Annotated in this window: 14 protein-coding genes; all 14 read left to right on the top strand. The window is 44.5% G+C overall.

Annotated features, from left to right (window positions below):
* The first annotated feature begins 39 nt into the window (after positions 1 to 39).
* The 14 genes from DDZ16_RS05445 to DDZ16_RS05515 all read left to right on the top strand — a co-directional run bounded on the left by DDZ16_RS05445 (position 40) and on the right by DDZ16_RS05515 (position 23,398).
* Entirely contained in the window at positions 40 to 1,500 is a 1,461-nt protein-coding gene (locus DDZ16_RS05445; protein WP_109263425.1) for a sulfatase, read from the top strand.
* A 368-nt stretch (positions 1,501 to 1,868) separates the two neighbouring features.
* Entirely contained in the window at positions 1,869 to 3,161 is a 1,293-nt protein-coding gene (locus tag DDZ16_RS05450) for a BNR-4 repeat-containing protein (RefSeq protein WP_109263426.1), read from the top strand.
* 10 nt (positions 3,162 to 3,171) lie between these two features.
* Positions 3,172 to 4,677, top strand: a complete 1,506-nt coding sequence (locus tag DDZ16_RS05455) for a sulfatase family protein (protein ID WP_109263427.1) — start codon at positions 3,172 to 3,174, stop codon at positions 4,675 to 4,677.
* A gap of 54 nt (positions 4,678 to 4,731) precedes the next feature.
* Positions 4,732 to 5,961, top strand: coding sequence for a glycoside hydrolase family 88 protein (locus DDZ16_RS05460; protein WP_109263428.1), 1,230 nt, complete (start codon positions 4,732 to 4,734; stop codon positions 5,959 to 5,961).
* A 34-nt stretch (positions 5,962 to 5,995) separates the two neighbouring features.
* Positions 5,996 to 7,081, top strand: coding sequence for a PHP domain-containing protein (locus DDZ16_RS05465; protein WP_158275612.1), 1,086 nt, complete (start codon positions 5,996 to 5,998; stop codon positions 7,079 to 7,081).
* A 460-nt stretch (positions 7,082 to 7,541) separates the two neighbouring features.
* A complete protein-coding gene (locus DDZ16_RS05470; protein WP_109263430.1) occupies positions 7,542 to 10,709 on the top strand; it encodes a glycoside hydrolase family 2 TIM barrel-domain containing protein in 3,168 nt (1,055 codons plus the stop codon).
* Positions 10,710 to 10,884: 175 nt separating this feature from the next.
* Positions 10,885 to 12,351: a sulfatase gene (locus tag DDZ16_RS05475; protein WP_198416676.1), complete on the top strand. Its 1,467-nt coding sequence runs from the start codon at positions 10,885 to 10,887 to the stop codon at positions 12,349 to 12,351.
* A 12-nt stretch (positions 12,352 to 12,363) separates the two neighbouring features.
* The gene (locus DDZ16_RS05480) at positions 12,364 to 13,926 is read left to right on the top strand and encodes a sulfatase (protein WP_109263431.1); all 1,563 of its coding nucleotides are present in this window, start codon (positions 12,364 to 12,366) and stop codon (positions 13,924 to 13,926) included.
* A gap of 202 nt (positions 13,927 to 14,128) precedes the next feature.
* Complete coding sequence (locus DDZ16_RS05485) at positions 14,129 to 16,282, top strand: alpha-L-fucosidase (RefSeq protein WP_109263432.1); 2,154 nt, start codon at positions 14,129 to 14,131, stop codon at positions 16,280 to 16,282.
* Positions 16,283 to 16,313: 31 nt separating this feature from the next.
* Positions 16,314 to 17,906 carry a sulfatase family protein gene (locus tag DDZ16_RS05490; protein WP_109263433.1) on the top strand — a complete coding sequence of 531 codons (1,593 nt, stop codon included), beginning with the start codon at positions 16,314 to 16,316 and terminating at the stop codon, positions 17,904 to 17,906.
* A gap of 257 nt (positions 17,907 to 18,163) precedes the next feature.
* The gene (locus DDZ16_RS05495; protein WP_109263434.1) at positions 18,164 to 19,411 is read left to right on the top strand and encodes a glycoside hydrolase family 27 protein; all 1,248 of its coding nucleotides are present in this window, start codon (positions 18,164 to 18,166) and stop codon (positions 19,409 to 19,411) included.
* Between the two features lie 436 nt (positions 19,412 to 19,847).
* Positions 19,848 to 20,519: a GDSL-type esterase/lipase family protein gene (locus DDZ16_RS05505; RefSeq protein WP_109263436.1), complete on the top strand. Its 672-nt coding sequence runs from the start codon at positions 19,848 to 19,850 to the stop codon at positions 20,517 to 20,519.
* Between the two features lie 10 nt (positions 20,520 to 20,529).
* The gene (locus tag DDZ16_RS05510) at positions 20,530 to 23,232 is read left to right on the top strand and encodes a glycoside hydrolase family 2 protein (RefSeq protein WP_109263584.1); all 2,703 of its coding nucleotides are present in this window, start codon (positions 20,530 to 20,532) and stop codon (positions 23,230 to 23,232) included.
* Complete coding sequence (locus DDZ16_RS05515) at positions 23,186 to 23,398, top strand: hypothetical protein (protein WP_146192198.1); 213 nt, start codon at positions 23,186 to 23,188, stop codon at positions 23,396 to 23,398. The genes DDZ16_RS05510 and DDZ16_RS05515 overlap by 47 nt, the downstream gene beginning before the upstream one ends.
* Positions 23,399 to 23,410 lie beyond the last annotated feature (12 nt).

Below are 23,410 nucleotides of genomic sequence, written 5' to 3' on the forward strand. Positions count from 1 at the left end.
TTTGATTGAGAAACCACCTTTAATGAATAAACACTGACAATGCAATACGTCAAAATACTGTATGCTGCTGTTTTGTTCTTAACCGCTTGGTCCTGCTCAGGACAAACGGCCCAACAACCCAATATCGTTTTTATAAGTGTGGACGACTTACGTCCTCAGCTTGGTTGTTATGGTTTTGATTACATGAATACACCGAACCTGGATAAATTGGCCAGCCAAAGCACAGTGTTTAAAAACCATTTCACACAGGTCCCTACTTGCGGTGCCTCACGTTACTCAATGCTAACGGGGAAATACCCCACGCACCCGTCAGAGCTCCGAAACAATGTCATCGTTGAAAAGATAACCAATCAAAAAAGCTCAAATCAGCCTGAAACATTCATACATTTACTTAAGAAAAATGGCTACTACACCTCGGGTATTGGCAAAATAAGTCACAGTGCAGACGGATATGTATATGGCTACAATGAACCCGTTTCCAAACAACGTGAATTACCTCTGAGCTGGGACACTTTGCAGTTTGACACAGGCCCCTGGGAAACAGGTTGGGACGCATTCTTTGCCTATTCAGGCGGTCAAAGCAGAACCACCTTGCAAAAGAAAGTAAAACCATACGAAATGGCTTCTGTTCCTGATTCGGGATATCCGGACGGATTAACGGCCAATTTATCCATCAAAGAACTAACCCGGTTAAAAAAACTCAACAGGCCCTTTTTTCTGGGTGTCGGATTTCTTAAGCCTCACCTGCCTTTTAATGCCCCATCCCAATATTGGAATTTATATCAAAAAAATAACATCCCCCTATCTCCCAACCCAGAAGCACCGGAAAATGTGAATTCAACAGCCTTAACCAATAGTGGTGAATTCAACAATGGCTACCAAAAGGCGGAAGAACATCCCTCTGCGGAACATCCGGTAAGCAAAGAATATGCCCGAAGGTTAAGACACGCCTATTTTGCAGCCATAAGTTACATCGATGCTCAAATAGGTAAAGTCATCAGCGAACTGGATCGTTTAAACCTAACAGAAAACACTATAATTATAGTATGGGGAGATCATGGCTGGCATTTGGGGGATCACTCAATCTGGGGGAAGCACACGCTTTTCGAAAGAGCATTGAAAAGTGCGCTGATCATTAAAATGCCGGGAACCAGTAAGTCAGGAAAAATTGCAGACGGACTGGTTGAAAGCATTGATATATATCCAACCCTCTGCGAACTTTGTAATATTAATCCTCCAGAGGATCTGGATGGAAGTAGTCTGGTACCGCTGTTAAACGGAAGCACTGCTAAAGAGAAAAAAGCAGCTTTAGGATTTTGGCACAACGGATATACTGTTCGCAACGAAAATTTCCGGTTAATGTATTTCCCAAAGGAAAAAGAAAATGAATTTGCATTGTTTAATCACCAAAATGATCCCTATGAGACTACCAACATTGCAGATTCTCATCCCGAAATCGTTCAGGAAATGAAGCTCCTACTTAAACCTTTCAATGAATGAGGAAGGCAAACACATAAAGACACAAAAGATTGTTAACCGGAAACCCTCAATAATTAAAGAAAGCCTTTCCCCATAATTAGAGCCTGCTGAAAAACGCAAATAATATTGAATACTAATTCATTACAGCAATAAAAAATCATTCAGATGCAAGGCTTTTTGACGCAACATACAAAAAACCTTGCACTTAAGACAGAAAAATTTGCTAGTCAAAACGACAAAATTTACTTCACCGACAAAATCTCGAAGTATTCCAATACATCTTCGATTTGTCGGCTTGTAAATTATGCCCTTTTGACTTTTTCAGCGGGCCCTAAGTAAAAACTCAAACACAAAGCAAGAATAATTCGTAGTCATATAAATCATCCCCAATGAAGTCACTGTCATTAAAAAGTACAATACTCTTATTCGTTCTGCTAATCACTTCTGTAATTCAAGGGCAGATAGCCTCCAATGATTACAAGACATACACAAAAGACGGAGCCTGGTGCTGGTTCTCGGATCCCAGAGCAATATATTTCGAAAACAACTTCAAACGCAGTTACATCGGGTCAGTGACTTCAGATGGAGATATCAAAATTGGATATTTCGATCATGAATCTGGAAATACTTTTGAAAAGATAATTTATCCGGATTTTCAGATTGACGACCATGTGAACCCCTCTCTTTTGTTCCTGCCTGATGGCCGCTTAATGGCATTTTTTACCGGTCATAACGGAGGGTTTTATTATGCCAAAACCAAAGAGCCTGAGAACATTTCAGAATGGGAGAAGATTACCAAACTAGATCTGGGCGATCGTTTGTGTTACACCAATCCTGTGATGCTTTCAGGCGAAGACAACCGCATTTATGTGTTCTCCCGCAGTGGCTTCGACTGGAAACCGTCTTTCATCTACTCGGATGATTTCGGAAAAACCTGGAGCAAGTCTCAAAGCTTTGTCAATAAACCGGAGGCTAACATTGACAATCGTCCCTACACCAAAGTCCTTAGCGATGGTAAAAACCGGATCTGGTTCGCCATTACTGACGGGCATCCCAGAGACGAGCCCCTCAACTCCATTTATGTTTTCTATTATGAAAAAGGAAAGTATTATAAACCTGATGGTAGTCTGATAGGGAAAATGACCGATATGCCATTTGACCAAACCAGGATTGCCAAAGCCTACGATGGAGCGGAAACAAGAGTTCGCTCATGGATCTGGGATATTGCACTAGATGAAAAAGGCAAACCAGTTATTGTTTACACACGCTTGAAAGAAGAAACCCAACACCGTTATTTTTATGCCCGGTGGGACGGACAGAAATGGCTGCATTCTTTTGTAGCCGAAGCAGGCAAAGATTTCCCCAGGGCTGAAAGAACCAAGTCGCAACGAAATCCCGAACCTCATTACTCAGGAGGCATCATCATCGACCACGAAAACACCGATGTGGTCTATTATTCAGCCCCCGTGGGAGATACGTTCGAAATATTCAGGGCCACACTCAGTGAAGGTGAATGGGCCAAAACTCAGGTGACCCAAAATTCCCGGCGGGATAATGTAAGACCATTTGTCGTCCGCAATTCTCCTGAAAATGTAACTCCCCGCCTGCTGTGGATGTCCAATATTTTCTATCAGCATTACACCAATTATTTCTCCCGGATAAAAATGAATATCAAAAAATAAATCATCCGCTATGAAAGTTATAAACCTCATCTGCTCCGTCCTTGTGATATTCATGCTCACCACCGGATGCTCTAATAAAAAAAGCGACAATAAAACGCCCAATATTGTAGTAATTCTAGCCGATGATCTGGGCTACGGAGACATCAAAGCATATAATTCTGAATCCCAAATCCCCACACCTAATCTCGACAGACTGGCCAAAGAAGGCCTTTCATTTACAGATGCTCATACCAACTCGGCCGTCTGCACCCCTACCCGGTATGGCTTACTTACAGGACGGTATGCTTTTCGCACACGTCTGAAGAGTGGGGTGTTGGTTGGACATGATCCGGCCCTGATTGCACCAGACAGAACCACCATCGGCTCACTCTTGCAGAAAGCAGGTTACACTACAGCCTGTGTTGGTAAGTGGCACCTGGGACTTGACTGGGCCAAAAAAGATTCGACTCAGCCACTATGGCATGGCGGTAATGCCTGGGACATGCAAAACACCAGCAATGTGGATTACGCTGCCAGAGTGGGAGGAGGACCTGCCGACCGGGGATTTGACTATTCCTTCATCATTCCGGCATCCCTCGACATTGCGCCATATACTTACATTGAGGATGGTTATGTTACGGCCCCTGTTAATGACCATGTTCCATTTTATAAAGACACCACAGCCAGGGGCATATGGTATCGCCATGGTGACGTGGCAGAAGATTTCGATCACAAGACTGTTTTACAAACCATAACCCAAAACGCTGTTGATTTTATCAATCAGAAAGCCCGGGAAGATAAACCTTTTATGATTTACCTGCCATTTACGTCTCCACACACCCCATGGTTTCCTTCAGAAAAATATAAGGGAATCTCTGAAGCCGGTGTATACGGAGATTTTGTGGCCATGACAGACGGCATGGTGGGTAAGGTTATGAAAGCTTTAGACCAAAAAGGCATCACGAAAAACACTTTGGTGATATTCACTTCGGATAATGGTTCTCACTGGCTGGATACCGACATAAAAAAATTCAGTCACAGAGCCAATGACGCCTTTAAAGGTATGAAATCGGATGTATGGGAAGGGGGCCACCGTGTGCCATTTATTGTGCGCTGGCCTGAGCAGGTAAAAGGGGGAAGAACTTCCCCAACTGTGATTTGTACCACAGACCTGCTGGCTACCCTTGCCGAAATAACCAATCAAAAGCTGGACGCCGGAGAGGGGGAAGACAGTTTTTCGTTCTTATCTGCCCTAAAAGGTGAGGAACCCAAACCCGTTGAAGAACGCACCATCATTCACCATTCGGTCAACGGAACCTTTGCCATTCGTTCAGGAAAATGGAAGTACATTGATGCCAAGGGATCGGGAGGCTGGTCTTTACCCGAGAAGCAGGTTCCGGGAGATGCCCCGGCAGCCCAACTCTACGATATGAGTAAGGATTCGCTGGAACAGAATAATCTAATTGCTGAAGAACCTGAAGTTGCTGCCAGGATGAAAAAGATTTTGGAGGAATATAAAACTGAAGCAAGGGAATAAATTAATCAGTTAAAAAATCAGCAAAAATCAAATCATTTCAAAAGTTTATCAGTCATGAAATTAATCAGTAAAACATTTGCTCTTGCCTTATTTACAGGCTTATTAAGTTGCCATCAGGCACCACAGCAAGAACCAATGGAACAGGTCATCAAAAGGTCTATGAAGGTTGCCCAACAGCAATCCCGCGCAATGGCTGAATCACTGCTTGAAAGAGATCAACATTTACCTCGTACAATAAACAGGGAAACAGGGGAACTCATAACATCCGATTCCCGTTGGTGGACCAGTGGTTTTTTCCCCGGAACGCTTTGGTACGTCTATGAATATACCAACAATGATTCCATCAAAGAACTTGCTGAAGTATACACTCAACGCGTTGAACGTGAAAAGTTCACCACCAACAACCACGATGTTGGCTTTATGCTTTATTGCAGCTTTGGAAATGGATTGAGATTAACCAACTATGACCAATATCCGGAAGTCCTGATCACAGGCAGTAAATCCCTTTCCACCAGATTCGACGAGAATGTTGGTTTAATCCGCTCCTGGGATTTCAACAAAGAACAATGGCAGTACCCGGTAATCATTGATAATATGATGAATCTGGAACTGCTGATGTGGACCTTCAAACATACCGGGGATTCGACTTTTTACAATATTGCTGTTTCTCACGCCGACAAAACACTAAAAAACCATTTCAGAAACGATTTCAGCAGCTATCATGTAGTTTCTTATGATACCCTTACAGGCCACCCCCATATTAAAATGACCCACCAGGGCGCCAGTGACTCCTCGCTATGGGCCAGAGGCCAGGCATGGGGCCTCTATGGTTTCACCATGATGTACCGGGAGACAGGGAAAGAACGCTATTTAGAGCAGGCGCAGAACATCGCCGATCTGTTAATCAACCACCCCAACCTGCCTGAGGATAAAATTCCTTACTGGGACTTTTCTGCTCCCAACATCCCCGATGAGCCAAGGGATGCTTCTGCAGCAGCAGTAATGGCCTCTTCACTCATTGAATTAAGTCAGTTCTCCAATAAACCTGCCGCAACCCAATATCTGGATGTAGCAGAAAAGCAGTTACGCACACTTGCGTCACCCAAATATTTGGCAGAACCCGGCACCAATGGAAATTTTATTCTAAAACACAGCGTTGGTTCAAAACCTCACAATTCAGAAGTCGATGTACCTCTCACCTATGCAGATTACTATTTTCTGGAAGCCTTGCTGAGGTTCAGGGAGTTGCTCCAGATGGGCAATGCACAGACAAAACAGAAGTAAATATCAGTATCATCTCAATAAAAACTATTTTCTCATGAAAAAAACTGCTTTGTTTACAATATTCTGGACACTTTTAATAGGACCGGCAATTGCACAAGATCTCAATAATACTCCTATCCCAGGGATAGATAAAGAATCATTCCGGAAAGAAATTCAACTGCCTGACATTCCGGGATACAAAACTCTAAAGTGTGATTTTCACATCCATACAGTTTTCTCCGATGGACTTGTATGGCCAACCGTTAGGATTACCGAAGCCTGGGAAGAGGGTTTGGATGCCATTGCCATAACCGATCACCTGGAATACAAACCCCATGGCAAATATGTAAAAGGAGATCATAACTCCTCCTATGAAATTGCACGACCATTGGCAGAGGCAAAAGATCTCATTCTCGTCCGGGGAGGAGAAATCACCCGTGGCATGCCTCCGGGCCATCTTAATGGATTGTTTTTAGAAGATGTCAATGCTTTGGATAAAGAGGATCCTTTTGACGCCATACGTGAAGTCGATCGCCAGGGCGGTTTTATCCAATGGAACCATCCGGGATGGAAAGCGCAGCAACCTGACACTTGTATATGGATGGAGATGCATCAGCAGCTTTTTGAAGAGGGTTTGATTCATGGAGTTGAAGTGTTTAATCATACCGAGTGGTATCCCGTTGCGCTGGATTGGTGCCTGAATAAAAACCTGGCGGTGATGGGCAACTCAGACATTCATAAAGTTACTGCCCATCAATACCATTTGAATGATTCTCACCGCCCCATGACTTTGGTATTTGCCAAAGAAAGAACAAAGGAATCTCTCAAAGAAGCCATGTTTGCAAACCGCACGGTGGCATGGTTTGATGGGAAAATGGCAGGTCCCGAAAAGCTGCTAAAGGCTTTATTTAAAGCTTCTTTAGACATTCAGCAATTTAAAGACAGCAACAAACTTAAGATCAAAAACATTGCCGATATGCCCTTTGAATTATCAGCCGGTTCTCAATTTAACTTTACCATCCCTGCTTTGGGCGAAGTGTACATTACGGTTCCGGATAAAATTGAAAAGGTTAATATCCGCAACCTCTACACGCAATCGACTCAATGTTTGACAATAGACCTGAAAGAACTGACCAGGTAGGGCTTGGTAAAGAACAACAATAAACATTAAGGCTAAATCAAATATGCATTGTTTTAGCCAGAAACTTCAAAAAATGGCAACAGTTGTTTGCTTGAACCAAACAACTGTTGCCAGCCCATCAACCCAAAAACTCAAGATCCATCATTCAATATATTCTATGACATTTCCATAAAAATTTCAGACACCTCTTCAAAAAAAATTTAAAGGTTAAAACTACCTTTGACCACAACTTTTACTATTTTTGTGTTTAAGTGAAATTATTTTCTTAAATTTTTGTTATTTCCTAATTCCTGTTTTGGGATCAACTATTGGCATATTGGAAGAATTTTCGTTTATTTGGCGTCTTATGTATGACATATGGCCCCTTAAAAAGAGTTTCAGTTTGTTGGAACACTGCCAAGAGAGAGAAAAGAAGCCAATGCTGATAGTTTTTTAATATCTAAAACATAAATCAACACGTATGAACAAACCTGCTTTATCATCCTTGCTCCTTTGTTTTTTTGCCATTTCACTAATGGCTCAAAGCCATTTTATGGAAGCACCCAGAATGATTTCCAAGAATAAACTGGAGCCACGTAGTACTTTTTACTCCTATCCTTCTTTAAATAAAGCATTAGAAGGGAACCGCCTGGAGTCGAACTTAAAAATGCTTAATGGAGAATGGTTTTTCCAATTTTCGGAAACGGACAAACAAGTCCCGAACAACTTTCACTCAACATCGGAAGACCTGACAAACTGGGATAAAATACCTGTTCCCTCCTGCTGGGAAATGCATGACTATGGAACCCCTATTTACACCAATACCGTGTATCCATTCCCGGTCAATCCCCCCTTTATCGAGCGCGATAACCCGGTGGGCATCTATGCCAAAGAATTTGAAATTCCTGAAAACTGGGATGACAAAGATGTCATTCTCCATTTTGGTGGGGTCAGCTCGGCTTTCCATCTTTGGGTAAACGGCGAAGAAGCGGGCTACAGTCAGGGCAGCCGGTTACCAGCCGAATTCAATATCACTGAATACCTTAAGAATGGCTCCAACCGTATCACACTAAAAGTATATCGCTGGAGTGACGGCAGTTATCTGGAAGATCAGGATCACTGGCGCATGAGTGGTATTCACCGTGAAGTTTTCCTAATGGCCCGCCCCAAAGTACACTTGCGTGATATTGCTGTTCGGACACGCTTTGATGAAAACTACCACAATGCCGGGTTGCAGATCCGCCCTGAAATTAGTCGCCCTGCACCGGCAGAAGCCAAAGACTGGAGCATTGAAGCAATGTTGGTAGATGCTGAAGGGCGGACTGTCTTGGAGGAACCCATGACCATTTCTGCCGGACGTGTCATCAATGAATACCATCCTCAACGTGATAAAGCCTATTTCGGTATCATGGAGAGAATGATTGAAGCGCCCCGCAAATGGTCAGCGGAAGATCCTTACCTCTACAAGCTGGTGGTATCACTTAAGGACAAAGAAGGCAACCTAGTGGAGGCCCTTCCGGTAAAAGTGGGTTTTCGTGAAATTGAAATAAAAGACGGAGAGCTGCTTGTCAATGGCAGATCGGTTAAGCTAAAAGGCGTTAACCGCCACGACCATAGCGAAACAGGAGGCAAGACCGTAACCCGGGAAGAAATGCGCAGAGATGTGGAACTGATGAAGCTTTTCAACATTAATTCGGTGAGAACATCCCATTATCCAAACGATCCTTTCTTCTATGATTTGTGTGATGAGTATGGTATCTATGTAATGGATGAGGCCAACATCGAAACACACGGGGTAGGCTCATGGCTTTCCAACAAAACAGAATGGAGTTACGCCTTTCTGGATCGGGTGGTACGCATGGTAGAACGGGACAAAAATCATCCCTCGATCATTAGCTGGTCCCTGGGTAACGAGTCAGGTTCAGGACCTAATCATGCTGCTGCAGCGGGTTGGATACGTGAATACGACCCGACACGATTCATCCATTATGAAGGCGCTCAGGGCAACCACGAGCATCCGGCATTTGTCAAACCGGGCTCAGGAAAGCATGTTCCTTACATGGCCAACCCTACCGATCCCGATTATGTAGATGTCCTGAGCCGCATGTACCCTTCTCCCGATTTACTGGAGGAACTGGCCAACAGCCCATACGTAAAAAGGCCCATCATCGCTTGCGAATATGCACACGCAATGGGGAACTCTCTTGGCAACCTCAAAGAGTACTGGGACATCATACGGTCTCATAAAAACCTGGTGGGGGCCTACATTTGGGACTGGATGGACCAGGGAATCCTGGAAACCGATGAAGATGGAAAAGAATACTGGGCATACGGTGGTGACTATGGCGACAAACCCAACTCCGGTAATTTCTGCATCAACGGAGTCATTTCGGCAGATCAAACGCCCCAGCCATCCATGTGGGAGGTTAAAAAGGTATTTCAGGACATCACGGCTACAGCTCATGATTTGAGCCGCTATGAAGTAACCATTTTCAACCGCCATTCACACAGCGATCTTTCGGGATATGACCTTAAGTGGCAAATTCTTGAAAACGGCGAAACGTTGCAATCAGGCAGCCGGGCAATTCCTTCCTGTCTACCAGGCGAAAGTGTCATTGTAAAATTACCTGTAAAGAAATTTGAGCAGGAAAAAGATAAAGAATACGTTCTTGAACTGAATTACCTGCTCAACCGCAACACCAAATATGCTGACAAAGGGTACGAAACCGGATGGAACCAGTTCATCATTGCCAATCCTGAGGTTGAGAATCAATTGAAAGCTGAAGGAAGCCTGAATATCAATGAGCAATCAGACATCTATACGGTTTCGGGTAAAAGATTTTCCATCAGTTTAAACAAAGAAGAAGGCAGCATTACTTCCTGGAAATACCGGGGCGAAGAAATGCTGAAGGCGCCTTTAAAACCAAATTTCTGGAGGGTGCCCACTGATAACGATATGGCTGGTGGAAACCATTTGTTCAAATCGATGAAACTATGGAAAGAAGCTGCCCAAAACATGAAATTATCGTCATGGAATGCCAGTCAAAAAGAGGGACTACTTACAATCGAAGCCGGATATGAACTGCCTGTGGAGAATAGCAAACTGGACATTACCTGGCACATAAACGGAGAAGGAAAGGTAAAGGTCGCCCTGCACATTCAAAAGGGCGAGGACACCCCACCTCTCCCAAGGCTGGGGATGCAAACCACCATTTTGTCGGATTTTGATCAGGTAGAATTTTATGGCAAAGGCCCTCATGAGTCTTACTGGGATAGAAAAGAAGGTGCAAGACTCGGATTATTTGAAATGCCAATCAATCAGCTGCCTTATCTTTATGTTTTGCCTCAGGAAAACGGCAATCGCAGTGATGTCAGATGGCTCTCCCTTCAGGCGGCCGGAACAGACCTCAAAGTAAAAGGAAATCGGGTTTTCGATTTCTCCGCATGGCCCTGGAGCATGGAGAACCTGGAAGCGGCCACCCACATCAACGAGCTGAAAAAACAAAACGGCTACACCCTGAACATTGATTATCGTCAGGTAGGACTGGGTGGTGACGATTCCTGGTCTGCACAGGCTGCGGCTCATCCTGAATACCGATTATCAGATAATGAATACAGCTTTTCATTTGAATTGTTTTTTGAAAAGTAGCAAATTGCTAATAACGAGGCTGTCTCAATAGTAAGAAGCCTAAAAGCTTGTCATGTTGAGCGTAGTCGAAACATCTGTTTATCAAACAATCAGATTCTTCGACAAGCTCAGAATGACAACTTAATTTGGCCTTTTGAGACACCCTCGTTTATTAAAGCATCGTAAAAAAGCTAAAATGCCGGATCTTAACGAAATATTGACTCCCATCAAATCTTGCTTGCTATCAATGGCAATGGCAGGTCTGTTCTTTAATGCTTGTCAACAGATAGATTCAAAAGATGACCTTCCCAACGTGGTCATTATTCATGCAGATGATTTGGGTTGGAAAGATCTGGGATATATGGGCAGCAACTTCTACGAGACGCCTAACATTGACAAGCTGGCCTCTGAAGGTCTTATCTTCACTAATGCCTATGCAGCAGCTGCCAATTGTGCCCCAAGCAGGGCCTGCCTGATGACCGGACAAAACACGCCCAGACACGGAATTTACACCGTCACTCCCTCGGCCCGGGGTGATAAAAGAACCCGGAAACTAATTCCCGTTGCAAATACCGACAGCATCAATCCCAATAATTTAACACTGGCTCATCTGTTTAAAAAGAGGAATTACCGGACATGCGCCATCGGCAAATGGCACCTGAGTTCAACACCTGAAAACAATGGATTCGACATTAACATTGGCGGAGATATGAGGGGCAATCCCGGACATGACGGATATTTTGCCCCCTATAACATAGCCAACCTGTCACAAGGCCCCAGGGGAGAACATCTTACAGACAGGTTAACCTCTGAAGCTATGCAGTTTATCAGGCAAAACCCCAGTAAAAACTTTTTCCTCTATCTCTCATATTATTCGGTTCACACCCCCATTCAAGGTAAGCCGGCCCTTGTTGAAAAATATAAAAAGAAAAAAGGATCTGAAGGACAAAATCATCCGGTTTATGCGGCAATGGTTGAAACACTGGATACAAATGTGGGCAAATTATTGGATGAAATTGATCAACTGAAAACCAACAAAGAAACCATCATAATATTCATCTCCGACAACGGAGGGATTCGCAAAATATCTCATCAAACGCCTTTAAGAGCTGGCAAGGGATCTTACTATGAAGGAGGCATCCGGGTGCCCATGATTATAAAATGGGATGGAAAAATAAAACCGGGGAAAACGGATGTTCCGGTCGTCAACTATGATCTGTTCCCTACCATCCAAAATATTTTAGGAGTAACGGATGTGAATAAAAATCTGGATGGAGAAGATCTGAGACCGGTTCTGGAAAATGAGTCACTCCCTAAAAGACCGTTAATATGGCATTTCCCGATCTACCTGCAGTCTTATGGCGGACTGAAAGACCAGTCCCGTGATCCACTGTTCCGTACCCGCCCGGGAAGTGTCATCCGCCTTGAAAAATGGAAGCTTCACAAGTATTATGAAGATAACCAAACAGAACTTTACAACCTAAAGCAGGATCCGGGAGAACAACACAATCTTGTCAGTGAACATTCAAACAAGACAACAGAACTGCTTCAATTATTGAATCAGCAACTGGAGGATTTAGAGGCTCCAATACCGCAACGCAAAAACCCACATTATGATGCGGAATATGAGGTAAGCCAAATTCAAAAAATAACACATAACTAAATCAAGAAATCTATGAACCAATCATCTGCTCCGGGAGAATTCAGGATTTTATCTTTCCTTGCTTTGTGTTTTTTAAGCACATTCCTTTTTTCTGCATGCTCCAAAAAGGACCAACAACAGAATATCATATTGTTTTTAGTTGACGATATGGGCTGGCAGGATACTTCCGAACCTTTCTGGACTGATACCACTGAATTCAACAAAAGGTATCACACCCCCAATATGGAAAAACTGGCCGATCAGGGTATGAAGTTCACCAATGCTTATGCTTCGTCGGTGTGTTCGCCCACACGAGTCAGTTTAATGTCGGGAATGAATGCTGCCCGGCACCGGGTTACCAACTGGACCCTACGGCGAAACGCGAGCAACGACAGGCCACACCCAACGTTAAAGCTTCCAAAATGGAATGTCAACGGCATGCAGCCAACAGACAGCATTGAAAATGCGGTTCATGTCACGCCACTTCCCCAAATTCTCAAAAATAACGGATATTACACCATTCATACCGGAAAAGCCCATTTCGGCGCCATCGGAACTCCCGGGGCCGATCCTGAAAACCTCGGATTTGATGTCAACATTGCCGGACATGCCGCAGGAGCTCCAGGCTGTTTCCTGGGAGAAAAAAACTACAGTGCTGCCTGGCGCAATGGTGGAAACGCATGGGATGTCCCAGACCTTGAGGAATACCATGGAACGGACACTTATCTTACCGAAGCACTTACTCTCGAGGCCCTTGATGCTTTAAAGAACCCAGTTGAGGAAGGACAACCCTTTTTCTTGTATATGGCCCATTATGCAGTTCACGTGCCCATCGAAGCAGATAAAAGATTTATTCAAAAATATCTGGACATGGGATTGGACAAAACCGAGGCCGCATATGCTTCAATGATAGAAGGGATGGATAAAAGTCTGGGCGATCTTATGAAATTTGTTGAAGAAAAAGATTTGGCCGACAACACCATCATATTGTTTATGTCTGATAACGGCGGATTAAGTGCGCATGCCCGGGGAGGAGAACCTCATACGCACAATCGCCCTCTGGCCAGCGGCAAAGGATCGGCTTACGAAGGGGGCATCAGGGAACCCATGATGGTTAAGTGGCCCGGTGTCACTGAACCATCTTCAATCTGTGATCAGTACGTCATCATTGAAGATTTCTTCCCCTCTATTCTACAGATGGCTGGTGTCAAAAATCCCGAAACGGTTCAACACGTCGATGGAGAAAGCTTTGTCCCGTTTCTCAAAGGTAAAAAGGCTGCCCGTGACACTACCAGAGAACTTATTTGGCATTACCCCAACCGCTGGGGCGGACATGGCCCCGGGATCGGTACTACCAGCACCATCCGAAAAGGCTACTGGAAGCTGATTTACTGGTACAAGGATCAATCTAAAGAGCTTTATAACCTCAAAAACGACATAGGGGAATACCATGATCTGAGTGAAAAAAACCCTCAAAAGGTGGGTGAGCTATCCAGGGCACTGGGAGAGTATCTCAGAAGCGTGGAAGCTCAGCGACCACGATTCAAGGATAGCGGAGAGCTGGTCCCCTGGCCTGATGAAGTTGAGGCAAAGTAAAGGCCCTTTAATTATCCAATAGATCGTTAGATTTTTAGATTTAAGATTCCTGCCTGTCGGCAGACAGGCAAGACAAATCATAATCGACTAATAATATGAACATTAACTTAAAATTCCATTAATCTATAAACAATCAATTCAAAGATTATTGCAAAAATTTAACGAACTATTATTATCAAAACTTATTTAAAACATAACCATAATGATTGCCAGATTTTTATTTTCAGTCATCTTATTTCTGATAATTTCAGGAAGTGCTTACTCCCAAAACACATTTGTCAAGCGAGTGGACTTCGAACCCGGTGAATCTTTAGAGAGTAAAATTCATAAGGCGGCCAGAGTTGTTCCAACCCAGGAACAATACGAATGGCAAAAACTCGAAATGACGGCTTTTATCCATTTCGGCATCAATACATTCACCGGCCGGGAATGGGGGGATGGCACCGAATCGCCTGAGATATTCAACCCCACACAACTTGATGCCCGCCAGTGGGTAAAGAATCTTAAAGAGGCCGGAATGAAAATGGTCATCATTACGGCCAAACATCACGACGGGTTTTGTCTGTGGCCGACCAAAACTACAGACCATTCAGTGGCTTCCTCCCCATGGAAAAAAGGCAAGGGCGATGTGGTTAAAGAACTCAGGGAAGCCTGCCACGAATTTGACATGAAGTTTGGTGTTTACCTCTCTCCCTGGGATAGGAATGCAGAATATTATGGCGACTCTCCGGCTTACAATGAGTTTTTCCTCAATCAGCTTACTGAGTTGCTAACCTGGTACGGCAAAGTAGACGAGGTCTGGTTTGACGGCGCCAACGGAGAAGGCCCCAATGGGAAAAAGCAGATTTACGACTGGGATGCCTATTACAATAAAATCGAAGAGCTTCAGCCCAACGCAGTAGTGGCTGTTGTTGGTGAAGATGTGCGGTGGGTAGGCACCGAAACCGGCTACGGACGTGAAACAGAGTGGAGTGTGACTGCCTTGGCACCCGGAGCACGACCCGAGATGACTAAAATCAAAGAAGAAAGGGGACTCAATGCCCAATCGGAAGACCTGGGAAGTCGCGATGTAATTGAGAAAGCCGACCATTTGTTCTGGTATCCGGCTGAAGTGGATGTTTCCATTCGTCCGGGATGGTTTTATCATGAAGAGGAGGACAACCGTGTGAAGTCTCTGGCCAAAATGGTGGATATCTATTTCAACTCGGTGGGATTAAACTCTGTATTGCTGCTCAATATCCCACCCGATAAACGTGGACTTATTCACGAAAATGATGTGGCTCGCCTCAAAGAGCTAAAAAGCTACCTGGACAAAACCTTTTCTCGAAATCTAATGGCTGGAGCTGCCTTTTCACAGGCTATTCAGTCACAAACCGTCCCTGCAGACAATACTTTTGGTGCTGCCTGGAAGACCAACCAGATTCCCGCTACTGCTGAAGCTGATTTAGTGGGGACAAAGACCTTCAATGTCATCCTGCTTCAGGAAGACATCACCAAAGGACAGCGTGTTGAAAAATTCAGAGTTGAGGCTTATATTAACAATCAGTGGAAATCAATAGCCTCATCCACCACTATCGGATATAAAAAGTTGCTTCGTATCCCCGAAACCAGTGCCTCAGGCGTTAGGTTAATCATTGAAGAGGCACGTGACAATGCCATTATTTCCAATTTTGGATTATTCAAAGCACCTGAGATTCTTACCGACCCGGTGATCAGAAGAAACAAACACGGAGAGGTAACCATTGCAACGGAAACGTCTCATCCGGCAATCCGATACACTTTAAACAGCTCTGAACCCACAGCTTCCTCCATCGAATATAAAGGACCGTTCCTGCTTAAGGACGGCGGAACGGTAAAAGCGCGCTCTTTCATCAATAACTACGAAGAGGAAAGCGGGGTGGTAACCGAAGAATTTTTCATTAATAAATCGAAATGGAAAGTTATTGACCAAAGCGATGAGTATGGCGGATACTCAGCAGACAAAGCCATCGATGGCAACACCGGAACCATGTGGCATACACCCTGGCAAGGCGATGTTACTTCGCATCCCCACTACATCTCGGTTGACATGGGTGAAAAACTAAAAATCAACGGGTTTTATTATGCACCACGCGCTGGTGAAAACAAAAGCGGGACAACAGCCAAATACTCTTTCTTCGTGAGCAAGAACGGCAATAAGTGGCACAAGGTGGTGGACCATGGTGAATTCTCCAATATTGCCAACAACCCCATCAAACAAAACGTGGAATTCATTAAGCCATACAAGGCTCGTTATTTCAAGTTTGTCAGCCATGAAGGAGCTTTTGCCGAAGACTGGATTTCAATGGGCGAGATAGGTGTAATGAATGTGAGATAACCAATTAAAAATCACCCCTGAAAATATTTCCATGAACCATTTCGAAAAAAGTCTCATCATTTTAGCAGCAGGGTCATTGCTGGCTCTGGGGTATGCTTGTTCTCCAACAGAAAAGGAAAAACCGGCTAAGCCCAACATAATCTTCATCATGACGGATGATCATGCTTTTCAAACCCTGAGCGCCTATGATGACCGGTACATCAACACACCCAACCTGGATCGCATAGCTGAACACGGAGCAATTTTCACCAACAGCTTTGTGGCCAATTCCATCTGTGCGCCCAGCAGGGCTGTCATGCTTACTGGCAAACATAGTCACGCCAACGGACAAATAGACAACTCCACAAGCTTTGATGGCAGTCAGCAGACTTTCCCAAAACTGCTGCGACAAAACGGTTACCAAACGGCCCTCATTGGCAAATGGCATCTGAAAAGCGAGCCTACGGGGTTCGATTACTGGAATATCCTGCCTGGTCAGGGATCCTATTACAACCCTGATTTCATTGGCAAAGATGGTACTCAACAGTACAAAGGGTATGTCACAGACCTGATTACCGATTTCAGTATAGACTGGCTGGATCAACACAACCAGGAAGACCCGTTTTGTCTTTTAGTTCACCACAAAGCTGTTCATCGTGTATGGATGCCCGATACCGCCCATCTGGATGAATTTGCAGACAAGACCTATCCGCTTCCCGATAATTTTTATGATGACTATGAGGGTAGAAAAGCAGCTGCTGAACAGCACTTAAGTATCCGCACCGAAGATATGGATGTGGTTTACGACCTGAAAATGGCCGACCAGGAAGGAGACATCGAGACCAGATTATCCAATGCCTACCGCAACGGAGCCTATGCAAGACTGAACCCGGAGCAAAAAGCCAAATGGGATGCCCATTTCGATCCAATTATCGAGGATTTCAAAAAGGCCAATCTTTCAGGCAAAAACCTGAGCGAATGGAAGTATCAGCGGTATATGAGAGATTATCTGGCTTGCGTGCGTTCACTCGACAATAATGTGGGACGCCTGATGGATTATCTGGAACAAGAAGGTTTGCTCGAAAACACTCTGGTGGTTTACACCTCCGATCAGGGCTTTTACATGGGTGAGCATGGATGGTTCGACAAGCGTTTTATCTACGAAGAATCTTTGCGCACCCCTTTGTTGATGCATTTCCCAAAAGGATATTCCGACAAAGGCCAAATCCCGCAACTGGTACAAAACATCGACTATGCACCTACTTTTCTGGATATGGCAGGTATTGAAATCCCGGGTGACATGCACGGCCGTTCACTGGTGCCCCTGTTCGGCAACAACAATCCGGAAAACTGGCGCGATGCCATCTATTACCATTACTACGAATTTCCCAATGAGCATATGGTGAAAAGGCATTACGGCATTCGCACCCATCGTTACAAGCTCATTCATTTCTATTACGACATCGATCAGTGGGAATTGTATGATCTTAAAAATGACCCGCATGAAATGCAGAACCTCATCGATGATCCGGAATATCAGGATGAAATAAAAAGACTGAAAAAAGAGCTCAAAGAATTAATTATTAAATACAACGACCACAAGGCCCTTAAAATCTTTGAAGGAGAGATGGAGGTTACTGAATAGCCTCCAATAGTGAGGGCTTCACCTTGAAGTGAAAACCACACTCAAAAAGAGTGGCACGTTTCTACAGGGATAGAAAATCTGTTGATATCAATTACAGGGCCCTGAAAGGGTTCTACTTTGATAACCCCGGGTACAGCCCGGGGATTGGGCATCAGCTCCAAGCTGGTCCCCGAATGGGGGCCAACCATTAACTCACTGGTAATTGGCTTATTACAAAAAGATTTCAATAGTAAAATTTATTAGAAATATATAACATCATGATTCGCAATTTCACCACCATATTCCTCATCACCCTGTTCCCCTTATTCTCAGCGGGACAAGACACCGGAACCCCGGAAACCCCGCGCCCACGAACGCCCATCATGGGGTGGTCGAGCTGGAACAACTTCAGGGCAAACATCAGCGAAGAAATCATCAAAGCTCAGGCTGATGCAATGGTGGCAACAGGGATGCATGAAGCCGGATACACCCATATCAATATTGACGATGGTTTTTTTGGCGGAAGAGATGAAAACGGACTCCTTCTGAGTCACCCCGGAAGATTTCCCAATGGCATGAAAGCCCTATCGGATTACATCCATTCCAAAGGCCTTAAAGCAGGTATTTATTCGGATGCAGGCATCAACACCTGTGCGTCTTACTGGGACAACGACACCATCGGGTCAGGCATGGGACTTTACGGCCATGAATGGTCAGACCTGAACCTTATGCTGAAAGAGTGGAACTACGACTTTATCAAAATAGACTGGTGTGGAGGAGATTGGATGGGACTGGATGAAGAGACCCGCTATACACTTTTGGGAAATATGATCCGTAATATCCGCCCGGATGTGGTTTACAATATTTGCAGATGGGAGTTTCCCGGCAAATGGGCCATTCAAGTGGCAGACTCCTGGCGCATCTCCGGGGATATCAGCAACACATTTGAGTCGGTGATGCACATTGTGGATTTAAACGCAGACCTGTGGCGATGTTCCGGCCCCGGGCATGTGAACGATATGGATATGCTGCAGGTTGGCCGGGGTATGACTTACGAAGAGGATAAAACTCACTTCTCCATGTGGTGCATGCTGAACTCTCCGTTGCTGGCAGGGAACGACCTGACGAAGATGTCGGACGAAACACTTTCAATCCTGACTAATAAAGAACTCATTGCCATCAATCAGGACCCATTGGTTTATCAGGCAAGAAGACTGGAGGATCTCGGGGATCTGGAACTGTGGGCCCGTCCATTGACCTCAACCATGAGCGGCAAAGTGGCGGTGGCTCTGCTTAACCGATCCGATCAACCGCAAATCATGGAACTGGATTTAAGAAAAGTGGCCATAGATTCATCTGAAGGATATGTTATCCGCGATTGCTGGAAACATGAAACATCCTCAAAATCTACACAACCAACCAAGACTTATGAAATACCGGCACATGGCGTTGTGGTACTGAAAATCACCGGCACCAATCCTCCATTTAATATTTTCCAGTTTGAAAAGGGAGGTAAACCTGAGTAATATTTTAAACGCTAAAACGCTATGACGCAAAGATTGTATTTCGAAAGGTGTGAAAAACCCTTAAGCACACACTAACCCATTTCTGACAGAAGTTGAGCGGTTATCCCCCAGCTAAGTGTTACCCTGAACAAGAAAATATAAAAATGAATATCCGTATTTATTCCGAATTTTTTATCGTCCTGAAAGGACAGCCAATCTTAGCCCAATGGCAGCGCCTTGGGATTAGGTTGATGATATTGATTGTCGGGCTGAAAGCCCAGCTCAGCTTAACTTTTAGTTTCCCTTACAGGGCGAAAAACAAATACTGCCCAATTCTTTCCCCAGGCGACGCTCAGCTTTGCCCTGGGCTGGTTTAATCTGGGCTTTGACTTCGTCGATTTTCAATTCAGTCCGGTTAGGTAAATAAATGGATAATCATTATTAAACAAATAGTTATATGAAAACATTCCAATACATTCTCCTTCTCCTCATCATCTTGCCTCTAATTGAATCCCAGGCACAGGAACGCAAGTATTCCACCTACTATTATCAAAAAGCATCCCTGTTTGAGAAGCTGCCGGTAGATGATAACGACATCATCTTTCTGGGCAACAGCATTACCGATGGTGCCGAATGGGCCGAATTATTCAACAATCCCAACGTCAAAAACCGGGGCATCAGTGGGGATATAACAATGGGTGTTTACGATCGGTTAGATGCCATTCTTAAGGGCCAACCCGCCAAAATATTTCTGCTCATCGGGATCAATGATGTGGCCCGGGGAACCTCTGCAGATTCTATCGTTCAGAACATCCGGTTAATAACCGAAACCATTATGACAAAGTCTCCGGACACCCATTTATTCCTCCAAAGTGTACTCCCTGTAAACGACAGTTTTGACAAATTTCACGGACACACCTCCCGATACAAAATGGTGCCAGAGATCAACGATCAGCTAAAGAAACTCGCAAAAGGAAAGAATGTCACCTATATCGATCTGTTCTCCCACTTTGTTAATGAATCAGGCATAAAGATGGATGCAAAATATACCAACGACGGTCTTCATCTGACGGGTGAAGGTTATCTGCTTTGGAGAAAAATTGTTGAACCCTGGATTTCCAACCAATAAACTTTATGCAATGAAACCAACTCACAAACATTACCTGATTTATACCTACTTTCTGCTATGGATTCTCATACCATCTCAGATCAAAGCTCAAAAACCGGAGTTTTCCACAGCCGGATTTTATCAACTTGAGGAGACCGGTCGCGAAGTATACTCCATGAATATTGCCTGGCGATTTTTCAAAGGGGATGTCGGGGATGCCTGGAAAAAAGACTTTAACGACAAAGACTGGCCCATAGTGTCAGTTCCTCATGGTATCGAACTATTACCTCCTGAAGCCAGTGGTTGCGTTAATTACCAGGGCGAAGTGTGGTATCGTAAGCATTTTAAAGTTCCGGAAAATCTGGATAGTAAAAAACTCTTCCTTCACTTTGAGGGAATCATGGGGAAATCCAAAATCTGGATCAACGGACATTTGGTTAAGAACCATTTTGGAGGTTATCTACCTGTAATTGCAGATATTTCGGAACATGTGAATCACCGCGGGGAGAATGTTATTGCGGTATGGGCCGACAACAGTGATGATCCCTCTTATCCTCCGGGAAAACCACAGAACATGCTTGACTTTGCCTATCTGGGCGGTATCTATAGGGATTGCTGGTTGGTTTCACACAATAAAGTGCACATTACCCACCCTAATCACGAAAATATTGTGGCCGGAGGCGGGTTGCTGGTAAGCTACAAAGATGTATCGGAGCAATCAGCAACCGTTCATCTTCAGCTGAATGTAAAAAATGAACAGGATCAAACATTCAGAGGCTACGTTGAATATGTGTTAACCTCCCCTGATGGTAAAAAAACATCGTTGCAATCAGACCTATTAAAGCTGAGACCCGGAAAAAGCGGGACAACCACGGATTTTTTTAATGTTCAGTCCCCCGCTCTCTGGAGTCCCGATCATCCAAACTTGTGCAATTTAGAGATCAGGATTAAAAACCAAAACAACGAGGTGTTAGATGGATATCGCCAGCGAATTGGTATCAGGAGTATTGAATTCAAAGGAGAAAAAGGCCTTTGGATTAATGGCAAACCATATAACAAACCCCTAATAGGTGCCAACCGCCATCAGGACTTCGCAGTGATTGGAAATGCGGTTCCTAATAGTTTGCACTGGCGCGATGCCAAAAAACTGAAAGATGCAGGGCTGAAAGTCATCCGCAATGCCCATTATCCGCAGGATCCGGCCTTTATGAATGCCTGCGATGAACTTGGTCTTTTTGTTATTGTCAACACGCCCGGATGGCAGTTCTGGAATGAAGAGCCTGTCTTTGAAGAGCGGGTTTACTCAGACATTCGAAACATGGTTCGACGGGATCGCAACCATGCCTCCATTTTTCTGTGGGAGCCCATTCTCAACGAAACATGGTATCCGGCTGATTTTGCCCTCAACACCAAAAACATTGTTTGGGAAGAATTCCCATATCCCAACAGCACATCAGCTTGTGATGCCGAAGCCCGAGGCAGCGAACACTTTGATGTTTTGTTTTCCCACCCCGGCATTGGGGATAAAAATTGGGCCATTGAGCATACCGATCCCAATAAAAACTATTTCACCCGCGAATGGGGAGACAACGTGGATGACTGGAGCTCACACAATTCGCCCAGCAGGGTGAGTCGCAATTGGGGCGAAGTACCTATGCTGATTCAGGCTCAACACTATGCCAACCCTGATTATCAATACACCAGCTATAATACTCTTTACAAGACTTCCCGCCAGCACATAGGTGGCTGCCTTTGGCATTCTTTCGATCATCAACGGGGATATCACCCAGATCCTTTTTACGGAGGATTAATGGATGCCTTTCGCCAGCCCAAATATTCTTATTTGATGTTTCAGGCTCAAAGACCGACAGAAAAACAATCCGGAATACCAGCTGAAACAGGACCTATGGTCCATATTGCTCATGAAATGACACCTTTTTCACCCTCCGATGTAACGGTTTACTCCAATTGCGAAGAGGTACGCCTGACCGTTTTCGAAGGCGGTAAGCAGTACTCATGGCAAAAAGACCCGGATCGTCCGGGCATGCCCTCCCCCATCATCACCTTCGAAAATGTCTATGATTTCATGGCAGATAAAGCCCTGTCGAGAGACCGGAAAGGCCATGAAGTATGGATGCTGGCAGAAGGCATTGTGGACGGAGAGGTAGTCGCTACTCACAAAGTAGCTCCGGCCCGGCGTCCCGAAAAAATCATTCTCAGAGCAGACAGCGAAGAGGTGCCTCTGATTGCCAATGGCAGTGATAAAATGGTGATTGTTGCAGAAGTCACAGACAATAACGGAAGGGTAAAGCACCTCAATAATTACCATATAAGTTTTGAAATTGAAGGAGAAGGGCGTCTGGTTGCCAGTGAGGAAACACTTACCAATCCCAGCCCCGTCAGATGGGGATCAGCACCGGTTATTGTGGAATCGACTCATAATCCCGGACAATTTACCATTCGCGCATCCGTACTATTCGAAGGACAACAAAAGCCGACAAGTGCAGAGTTGACAATCAACACTCAAAAGCCGGAAATTGAGCAAATATTCAGCCCACAGGAGGCTTCTCTTATAAAGACCGTACTCACCCCGGAGCATAAAAAGACGCCTTCTCAAAGCCAGGATTTAAAAGAACTCAAAAATAAAGTAGATAAGCTTCAAAAAAAGCTGAATAAATACAAATTGCGTGAAGTGGAAGATCAGCAGGAAGCTTTTGGTGAAAAAAGAAATTGAAAAAGGAAGTTTTGCCTATTCCGCTCTGGCTGCAGGAAGAGAGAATACTCCCAGCGAAGGGTTGATATATCTCTTTTACGAAAGTGACGGCCAAGGGAAAGTCTCCGTGTTCAATTTACCATGGCTTATCGATGGTAAAAATTGGAAAGAATTCCTGGAAAAATAATTAACAACTCAA

Source organism: Marinilabilia rubra (genome assembly GCF_003121985.1).
Classification (GTDB): Bacteria; Bacteroidota; Bacteroidia; order Bacteroidales; family Marinilabiliaceae; genus Marinilabilia; species Marinilabilia rubra.

Bases quoted from the DNA above. Each gene is read 5' to 3' on its own strand.
- DDZ16_RS05445 (WP_109263425.1), top strand. From the start codon at position 40: ATGCAATACGTCAAAATACTGTATGCTGCTGTTTTGTTCTTAACCGCT.
- DDZ16_RS05450 (WP_109263426.1), top strand. From the start codon at position 1,869: ATGAAGTCACTGTCATTAAAAAGTACAATACTCTTATTCGTTCTGCTA.
- DDZ16_RS05455 (WP_109263427.1), top strand. From the start codon at position 3,172: ATGAAAGTTATAAACCTCATCTGCTCCGTCCTTGTGATATTCATGCTC.
- DDZ16_RS05460 (WP_109263428.1), top strand. From the start codon at position 4,732: ATGAAATTAATCAGTAAAACATTTGCTCTTGCCTTATTTACAGGCTTA.
- DDZ16_RS05465 (WP_158275612.1), top strand. From the start codon at position 5,996: ATGAAAAAAACTGCTTTGTTTACAATATTCTGGACACTTTTAATAGGA.
- DDZ16_RS05470 (WP_109263430.1), top strand. From the start codon at position 7,542: ATGAACAAACCTGCTTTATCATCCTTGCTCCTTTGTTTTTTTGCCATT.
- DDZ16_RS05475 (WP_198416676.1), top strand. From the start codon at position 10,885: ATGCCGGATCTTAACGAAATATTGACTCCCATCAAATCTTGCTTGCTA.
- DDZ16_RS05480 (WP_109263431.1), top strand. From the start codon at position 12,364: ATGAACCAATCATCTGCTCCGGGAGAATTCAGGATTTTATCTTTCCTT.
- DDZ16_RS05485 (WP_109263432.1), top strand. From the start codon at position 14,129: ATGATTGCCAGATTTTTATTTTCAGTCATCTTATTTCTGATAATTTCA.
- DDZ16_RS05490 (WP_109263433.1), top strand. From the start codon at position 16,314: ATGAACCATTTCGAAAAAAGTCTCATCATTTTAGCAGCAGGGTCATTG.
- DDZ16_RS05495 (WP_109263434.1), top strand. From the start codon at position 18,164: ATGATTCGCAATTTCACCACCATATTCCTCATCACCCTGTTCCCCTTA.
- DDZ16_RS05505 (WP_109263436.1), top strand. From the start codon at position 19,848: ATGAAAACATTCCAATACATTCTCCTTCTCCTCATCATCTTGCCTCTA.
- DDZ16_RS05510 (WP_109263584.1), top strand. From the start codon at position 20,530: ATGAAACCAACTCACAAACATTACCTGATTTATACCTACTTTCTGCTA.